The 8,816-nt window shown below is 58.0% G+C and carries 8 protein-coding genes; all 8 read left to right on the forward strand.

The genetic code is table 11. The annotated features are described in order from the left end of the window. Positions 1-176 precede the first annotated feature (176 nt). The 8 genes from P1S46_10030 to P1S46_10065 all read left to right on the forward strand — a co-directional run bounded on the left by P1S46_10030 (position 177) and on the right by P1S46_10065 (position 8,532). Positions 177-452, forward strand: coding sequence for a type II toxin-antitoxin system Phd/YefM family antitoxin (locus P1S46_10030; GenBank protein ID MDF1536816.1), 276 nt, complete (start codon positions 177-179; stop codon positions 450-452). Further along, entirely contained in the window at positions 449-763 is a 315-nt protein-coding gene (locus P1S46_10035) for a type II toxin-antitoxin system RelE/ParE family toxin (GenBank protein ID MDF1536817.1), read from the forward strand. The genes P1S46_10030 and P1S46_10035 overlap by 4 nt, the downstream gene beginning before the upstream one ends. 641 nt (positions 764-1,404) lie before the next feature. Next, entirely contained in the window at positions 1,405-4,044 is a 2,640-nt protein-coding gene (locus P1S46_10040; GenBank protein ID MDF1536818.1) for a CBS domain-containing protein, read from the forward strand. Between the two features lie 227 nt (positions 4,045-4,271). Next, positions 4,272-4,937: a site-2 protease family protein gene (locus tag P1S46_10045; protein ID MDF1536819.1), complete on the forward strand. Its 666-nt coding sequence runs from the start codon at positions 4,272-4,274 to the stop codon at positions 4,935-4,937. Between the two features lie 119 nt (positions 4,938-5,056). After that, positions 5,057-6,055, forward strand: coding sequence for a tryptophan--tRNA ligase (trpS, locus tag P1S46_10050; GenBank protein MDF1536820.1), 999 nt, complete (start codon positions 5,057-5,059; stop codon positions 6,053-6,055). Positions 6,056-6,065: 10 nt separating this feature from the next. Next, a complete protein-coding gene (locus P1S46_10055; protein ID MDF1536821.1) occupies positions 6,066-6,851 on the forward strand; it encodes a segregation/condensation protein A in 786 nt (261 codons plus the stop codon). 66 nt (positions 6,852-6,917) lie between these two features. Next, positions 6,918-7,613 carry an SMC-Scp complex subunit ScpB gene (scpB, locus tag P1S46_10060; protein ID MDF1536822.1) on the forward strand — a complete coding sequence of 232 codons (696 nt, stop codon included), beginning with the start codon at positions 6,918-6,920 and terminating at the stop codon, positions 7,611-7,613. Between the two features lie 55 nt (positions 7,614-7,668). Then, the gene (locus P1S46_10065) at positions 7,669-8,532 is read left to right on the forward strand and encodes a pseudouridine synthase (GenBank protein MDF1536823.1); all 864 of its coding nucleotides are present in this window, start codon (positions 7,669-7,671) and stop codon (positions 8,530-8,532) included. Positions 8,533-8,816 lie beyond the last annotated feature (284 nt).

Genomic DNA, 8,816 nt, shown 5'->3' on the forward strand with positions numbered 1-8,816 from the left:
TCCCGCAAATTAATGACTTGCGGGACGGGTCATTGATTTGGGCGCCCCGCGCGGGGCGCGTTGATGGACTTTTTGCGGGTCCATCAACGTTGAATCAGTTTTCCCGCTCCTTTGCCCTTGAATATCCGTACACCATCCTGTACATTTATACGTACATATTCAGCAGGAGGTGCACTATGCCCAGATCCCTTTCCATGGTCGAGGCCCGGAAACAGTTGACGTCCCTTCCCGAAGAGTTCGCGCGAGAGAAAAACCTCGACGCTGTTGCCGTTACGAGACGGGGCAAACCGGTTCTCGCTGTCATGCCCTGGGAGCTTTACGAAACCATCACCGAAACCCTGGAAGTCATGGCCGACAGGGAGATGATCTCGGTCCTCAGGGAAAGCATTGTCCAGTACGGCCGCGGGGAGGCGGTCCCCTGGGAAAAGGCGAAAAGGGACCTTGACCTTTGACCTGGCATGTGGTCATCACCCCGGCTGCCCTGGAAATGCTCAAAGGGATCTCCGACAGGCGCATACGGGGGCAGGTGTCAGACAGCATCGGCATGCCGGCGGGAGATCCTGAAAAGAAGGGTAAACCGCTGCTTGGCGAGCTTGCCGGATTCCGGTCCCTCCGTGCCGCCGGGCAGAAATACCGTGTGATCTATAAGGTGGAGAAGAAGATCGTCACCGTTGTCGTGGTTGCCGTGGGTAGAAGAAGGGAAGGGGACAGAAAGGACATCTACTCCCTGGCGAGAAGGCTGTTTGAGCAGAAATTGTTGTAAAGGAATTTCGTCGTCCGTGAATTTTGTGTTTCCAGACACGGAATTCAGGCCCAGCGGGAGAATTCCGTGTTTAGTCATCAAAATTCACGAAAGTTGTGTTGAATAATTGTTTTTCATGAATTAGAACTGTTTTTCATGAATAGCATGAAATCTCTGTTTCAGAGTCTTGTGGGTCTGTCCAAGGTAAGGAGTCAGGAAAAAGGATGGGGCGAATCTCAAATCTAACATCTCCAATCCCAGAAAAATCGGATGCTTTGAGATATGTGATAAGAGATAAGTACCAACCTGTCGCTTATCTCTTTTCTCCTTGAAGAAGACGTACGTTAATGGGTACTTCGAGGCTATAAAAGTCAACTACCTTATCCTTCCCCTCCCTCTTGACCCGCCGAAGCATTGTGCGAAGGAGGTTGAGGGGAGGGGACCGATGGGAGGGTGAAAAATAATTTCCCCCTCACCCCGGCCCTCTCCCACGGTGGGGAGAGGGAGATTATGGATGGGGACTGTTAATAACACCCCCACCTCTGACTTGTCCCGCCATAGCTTGAGCGACGGCGGAAGACGTACACAAGCCAGGTACTTCGAGGCTTTCCGAGGGGTGATAACGCAGCAGATGACGTGCCATTGAAGTCCGATATAAAAACATGGATTTAATCACGACACACCTCAACGCCGACTTCGACGCGATGGCATCAATGATCGCGGCGAAAAAGCTCTACCCACAAGCCCACCTGGTCTTCCCCGGCTCCCAGGAGAGAAACCTCAGGGAGTTTTTCCTCAAGTCCACCCTCGTGTCGTTCCCCTTCCAGCGCCTGAAAGATCTGGACCTCGACGCGGTGACCCGCCTCATTCTGGTGGACATCAATATCAAGGGCCGCCTTGGCCCCCTGGACGAGATCGCCTCCAAAAAGGGAGTCGCTCTCCACATTTACGACCACCATCCCCAGACAGAAAACGATTACCGCGGAGAAGTGGAGCACATCGAGCCTGTCGGGGCAACGGCCACCATACTGGTGGATATCATCCGCAAACGCAGGATCAAGGTCACGCCGGAAGAAGCCACCATCATGGCCCTCGGTATCTACGAGGACACCGGTTCCCTGACCTTCGCCTCCACCACCCCCCGTGACATAGAAGCGGTCTCCTGGCTATTAAAACGTGGCGCCCACCTGGAGATCATCCCTACCTTCATCACCAGGGAGATGGACAGCCGGCAGGTCCAGCTCCTCCACGATCTTCTAAACTCCCTGAGCATCATCAACGTCCATGGCATCCCGGTTGCCGTCACGTCGGCATCAACCGATGACTACATCGGCGAACTGGCCCTCCTCGTCCACAAGATCATGGACATGGAAAACCTGGACGCCCTTTTCACGATGGTCAGGATGGAGGACAGGATCATCCTCGTGGCGCGAAGCCGCCTTCCCGAACTGGACGTGTCCATGGTCGCGAAAGAGTTCGGCGGCGGTGGGCACCCGACCGCCGCATCGGCCTCCATCAGGGAGTTGACCCTGGTGCAGGTGAAAGAGAGGCTGGGCGCCCTCCTTAAAAAGATGGTTACCGAAAGGGTCAACGCCGGTACCATCATGTCGTCCCCGGTCATGGACATGAAAGGCTCTGATCCCATCGCCACGGCAGCCGAGGTCATGTCCAGGTTAAACATCAACTCCCTGCCCGTGGTGGACAACCGCTCCAGACTGGTTGGGATCATCACCCGGGGAGTGGTCGAAAGAGCCATCCTCCACGGGCTTTCGGACTCCCCGCTAAAGGAGTACATGCTCACCGAGTATTCCACTGTCAGCCCTGCTTCGTCCCTTACCAGTGTCCAGGAACAGATCATCGAGAAACGCCAGAGGATGCTTCCGGTTGTTTCCGGGAATAAGCTTCTGGGGGTCATTACGAGGACCGACCTGCTGGAGGCCATGCACGACGATTTTAAAAGAACTCGCTCTTTTGAGGATACCGCCCCTGACGAAGATACACCCGGCGCCCGGGTAAGAAACATCCGGGAACTGATCCACGAGATCCTTGACCCCAGGGCAAGGCGCATGCTGGTAGCCGCGGGAAAGGTGGCTCAGGAGCTTGACGATCGCGTGTACCTGGTGGGCGGACTGGTCCGCGACCTCATCCTTCGGAGAAAGAACCTGGACGTCGACCTCGTGGTCGAGGGTGACGCTATACGGTTCGCCAGGGCTCTGGCCAGGAAACTTAAAGCAAGGGCCCGTTCCCACAAGAAGTTCAAGACCGCCGTGGTCATCCTCAAGGACGGGTTCAAACTGGACGTGGCCACGGCCAGGACCGAGTATTACGAATCGCCCGGAGCTCACCCCATGGTGGAGCGAGGCTCCATCAAGCTGGACCTTTACCGGAGGGATTTTTCCATTAACGCCCTGGCGGTTCGACTGAACCCGGACAGTTTCGGGCAGGTAGTGGATTTTTTCGGAGGGCTCAGGGACCTGAAGGATCGCACCATCCGCATCCTCCATAACCTCAGTTTTGTGGACGATCCGACGCGGATCATAAGAGCGGTGCGGTTCGAACAGAACTTCGAGTTCAGGATCGGAAAACACACCGAATATCTCCTCAAGGGGTCGGTCCGCAAAGGGTACCTGCGCCAGGCCCAGGGTCAGAGAGTACTTCACGAACTGTTTGCCATCCTGAGGGGGGACGAACCCGCAGCCGGGTTCGAACGGATGCAGGAACTGGGGATCCTGGAATCGCTCCACCCCTCCCTGATCTTCACCGAAAAGGTGCGTGAACTGTTCAAACAGGTGGAACGGATCCACTCGTGGTTCCTCCTCCTGTACATCGAAGAGGAACCCGATGTCGGTGAGATCTACTTTTCCTCGATCATGATGTCGATAAGCGCAAAACAGAGGGAAGAGGTCCTCGAGACGTTCCACCTCAACGAACATCATCGGGAGATCTACCGTGAGCGGTTCAACAGGGTTTCCGCAACCATGAAGGAACTGTCCCAAAAAGAGGAACAAAAACCCAGCTGGATCGCCCGGCAGTTCTCCGGCGTCCCCATTGAGGAACTTCTGCTCATCATGTCCCTCACGAAACAGGAGGACACCGCCCGCGCCATCTCCGTCTACCTTTCAAGGCTTCGGTACCTGAACCGCGAGATCGACGGCAAAACGCTGCAGGAGATGGGGTATCCGTCCGGGCCCCTGTTCAGAAAGATCATGATAGCTGTCGAGGACGCCCGCGTGGACGGGATTGTCAACTCTCTTGCTGAAGAGAAAGAGTGGGTGATCGCTAATTTTCCATTGGAAAATTAACGAGTGGAAAGCCGAAGGCCCTGAGTCACGCCAACGGCGTGATCGAAGGGGGGAAAGTGGAAAGGGGAAGGTCAATCTCGTGCACAGGTGCACCGGTGCACCCGTGCACCGATTGCGCCGCGGCATGTTGCCGGCGCAATCAATTGACACCCCTCATGCCCCGTGTTACGAACACCAAACGAAAGGAGAACGGAGACTGAGTCTGTGACTGGGTCTCGGATTATCTTATGGACCCCAACCGCTTCGCCTCACTGCTCCTCAGCATGGTGCCGTTCCTTCTGGCCATCACGGTCCACGAAGTCGCCCACGGCTACATCGCCTACCGCAAGGGCGATTATACCGCCAAGCTCATGGGCAGGATCACCATGAACCCCATCCGGCACCTCGATCCGGTGGGGTCGGTCCTTTTTCCGCTCCTGCTCGCGTTCTCAGGCGCCGGCGTCATCTTCGGCTGGGCAAAACCGGTTCCGGTGAACTCCTTCAACTTCAGATCACCCCGCAGGGACATGATGCACGTTTCCCTGGCCGGCCCTTTGAGCAACTTCCTCCTGGCCATGGCCCTCGCCCTTGTTTTCAGGATCCTCCTCTGGGTCCCCGGCCCGGAGATCCTCTGGTCAAACCCGATCCTTCAGCCCCTGTCCGCCATGATCGTCATGGGGATCAAGATCAGCATCTACCTCGGGGTTTTTAACCTCCTGCCCATCCACCCCCTGGACGGCAGTCACATCCTCGAGGGACTTCTTCCGGCAGAGCAGGCCCGGGCCTATTCCCGGCTGTCCAGGTACGGGTGGATCGTCCTCGTGGTTCTCCTGTTCAGCGGGATGTTTCACATCATTATCGATCCCGCATACCGGTTTATCTTCACCATTATCACCAGGATCTTCGGAATCTAAATCCTGAATCCGCTTTTTCCCCCTCGGCGCCTCCGGGATCATGGTTTGTATGTCCTATAAAGCGGCCGGCGTCCACACTGTTGATGGAAAATGGGGAATCAGGTAAAGAAGGAGCATTCATGAATCGTGTACTTTCCGGCATGAGGCCCACGGGCCCTCTTCACATCGGCCATTATCTCGGGGCCCTCGGCAACTGGTACCGTCTCCAGGACGAATACGAGTGCTTCTATTTCGTCGCCGACTGGCACGCCCTGTCCACGATGTACGACGAACCGGCCACCCTGGCCGAATACACCGAAGAGATCGTCAAGGACTGGCTGTCCGTCGGCCTGGACCCCGACCGGTCCACCCTGTTTCTCCAGTCGGCCATCCTGGAGCATGCGGAGCTTCTCGTGCTCCTGTCCATGATCACACCGTTGGCGTGGCTCGAAAGGGTGCCCTCATACAAGGAGGTCAGGCAGCAGATGTCCCACAAGGACCTTTCCACCTACGGGTTCCTGGGCTACCCGCTCCTTCAGGCTGCGGACATCATCGTCTACAAAGCCAACTACGTTCCGGTGGGGATCGACCAGCTGCCGCATCTCGAACTCACCCGGGAGGTCGTGCGGCGCTTCAATCATATGTATTCAAAGGGCACGGAGGGAGTATTTCCCGAGCCCCAGGAGCTGCTCACCCAGGCGCCCAGGGTGCCCGGGACCGACGGCAGGAAGATGAGCAAGAGCTACAACAACGCCATCTACCTCAAGGACAGCCCCGAAACCGTCTGGGACAAGCTCCGGCCCATGGTGACCGATCCGGCACGGGTCAGGAAAACGGATCCCGGCGATCCGGGGAAATGCCCTGTCTTCGAGCTGCACGGTTTCTTCTCCTCACCAGAGCACCGGGATGAAGTGTCCGAAGGGTGCCGGACTGCCGGCATCGGCTGCATCGACTGCAAAAAAGTCCTTTTCGAAGGTCTCGAGAAGGTCATGGCCCCTGTCCGGGAAAAGCGGGCTTCTTTCGACGACCGCCCCGATCTCGTCAGGCAGATCCTGGAAAACGGGAACGACCGTGCCAGGAAGGAAGCCGCACGGACCATGGAGGCCGTCCGGGCAGCCATCACCCTTTACGGGAGCTGAGCGGTTACCCATGCCGGAGGAAAAACAGCCAACCAATGCGGAAACCAGCCCTCTCGCGGCTTACCGCATCGAGCTGGAATCGTTCCAGGGCCCCCTGGACCTGCTGCTGCACCTCATCCGCAAGAACGAGCTCGATATCACCGACATCCCCATCGCCCAGGTGACGGAGCAGTACCTGGCCTACCTGGAGATGATGCGGGAACTCGACCTGGAGGTGGCCAGTGAGTTCCTGGTTATGGCCTCCACCCTGGTGTACATCAAGTCCCGGATGCTCCTTCCTGTGGACGAGGAGGAAGAGGAGGGTGAGGGGGAGGACCCGCGGGAAGAGCTCATCCGCCGGCTCCTTGAATACCAGAAGTACAAGAAAGCGGCCGAGGAGTTCGCCTCTTTGCCGGTCCTGCACCATGACATCTTCGTCAGGCCCGAAACCACCGTGGCGCCCGCTTCCGACGAGCTTTTCACCGAGGCGTCCCTGTTCCAGCTCATGGACGCCTTCCAGAGGGTCCTTGACGATGCCGAAAAGCGTCTGCCCGTGGAACTCTCCCGGGAACCGTTCACCCTTGAAGAAGGGTTCGCCTTTATCGTGGCCCGCTTGACCGCTGAACCCAGCCTGCGTTTCCGGAACCTGTTCACAGGCCTCGACAGTAGAAGAAAGATCGTGACCGTGTTTCTGGGGGTCCTGGAGATGATCCGATCCGGACGCCTCATCGCCGTCCAGAAAGATTATGGTGAACCGATCAGCCTCGTCCTCAACGGGCCGCCGGAAACCGGGGGAGATGATCAAGAACAATCCTGATAAAATGGACAAAGACTAATATAAATTCCGGGAATATACCGGCAATAAATTTGGACAGGAGCACAGATGAGTAAGGACAGCGACCGTGCCGTCATCGAGGCACTCCTTTTCGCCTCGTCACGGCCCTTGACCGTGGATAGCCTCTCGGAAGCCTCGGGATGGAATAAAAAGTTGGTCAGGGACGCCGTAGAAGCCCTAAAGGGAGAATACGAGGCCCAGGGGAGGGGGTTTTCCCTGGAAGAGGTGGCGGGCGGCTACCAACTGCGAAGCGACCCCCGTTTCGCTGACCAGGTGAGAAAGCTTTTCACCTCGCGAAGCCGCCGGCGGTTCACCCGCTCCAGCCTCGAAACCGTCGCCATCGTCGCCTACAGGCAGCCGGTCACGAGGGCCGAGATCGAGCAGATCAGGGGCGTCGATTCCGGCGCCGTCCTCAAGACCCTTCTCTCCCAGGTCATGATCCGCATCCTCGGACGGAAAGAAGCCCCCGGGCGTCCCATCCTCTACGGTACGACCAGGGAGTTCCTGGAGTATTTCGGACTGAGGGACCTGGAATCCCTGCCGACGCTGGAGGAGGTGGCGGAGCTGCTGGAGGAAGGGGAGGATGGCCTCGACGCGGAGACACGGGGACACGGGGACACGGAGGAACCTGAATCAGGAACCGTTACGGTGAAAACTGAGAACTCTGAATCATCTCCTAATATAGAAAATCATAAGAGCGACTCGGATACACAGACAGGTAGCAATGAGGAAGAAGGATTATGAGGATTCTTCGCAACGTCACCGCGTCTCCCCCTCTCCGTGTCGTGTGGCCATAACCATGCCTATGCTCCGTCTCCACAAAGCCATAGCGACCGCCGGCATCGCCTCCCGCCGGGCGGCGGAGGAGATGATCCGCGAGGGACGTGTCAGCGTCAACGGCGAGATCGTGACCGGCATGGGCGTTCTCGTCGATCCTGAAACGGACAACGTCACCGTGGACGGCCGCCCCCTTTCAAAGGGCCTGAAGAAGCGTACCTACATGGTTTACAAACCGTCCGGCGTTCTGTGCACGCGCAGCGATCCCCAGGGAAGAAGGACGGTTTACGACCTTCTCCCTCCGGAAGTCTCCGACGGGCTCCACAGTGCCGGCAGGCTGGATCTGGACGCCTCGGGGATGATCATCCTGACCAACGACGGCGATCTCAGCCAGGCCCTGACCCATCCCTCCCGTCAACACCACAAGACCTACTTCGTCAGGCTCAAGGGTGAGATGGACAAGCGGGTTTTGAGAAAGATGCGCAACGGAATAGAGCTTGAGGACGGCACGACACTCCCGGCCGATGTTTCGCTTGTACGGACCATGAGTACAGACAGGGAAACCGCCGTGAACCTCGTCCTGAGGGAGGGGAAGAATAACCAGATCAAGCGCATGGGGGACGCCCTGGGGCACCGGGTCATCTCCATCAAGCGAACCGCTATCGGCCGTCTCCAGCTGCCCCCGAAGATGAAACCGGGGACATACAAACGGCTTACCGACAAGGAGATCGCCACGCTTGCCGGTGGCCCCCTGGACCAGGCTCGGGGCAGGCACGGGGAAGCGGGGACGCGGGGACCCGCCTTCGCTAAAGCTCCGGCGTGGCAAGCACGGGGACACGGTGACGCGGAGAGAAAACCGGGCGCGAGGACACGGAGGAAACGCTAAAACCAGGACCAGGTCCAGGTCAAGATCCAGACCCGGAACTTGAATCGCACTTTCCACTTTCCACTTTTCCCTTTCACCTTGTCCCTCCTCTTGACACACCCCCCTCCCATCCCTTCTAATGAAGTCTGATGACTTCGCAAAAAGTCATCAACGCGCCCCGCGCGGGGCGCCCAAATCAATGACTGGCCGCGCCTGGGAAGGGCGCCCGGATCGATGACCGGCAAAAACGGCCGCGCCTGGGAGAGGCGCCCGGATCGATGACCGGCAATAGCAGCCGCGCCCGG

This window comes from bacterium (assembly GCA_029210545.1).
In the GTDB taxonomy this organism is placed as follows: Bacteria; BMS3Abin14; BMS3Abin14; order BMS3Abin14; family BMS3Abin14; genus JARGFV01.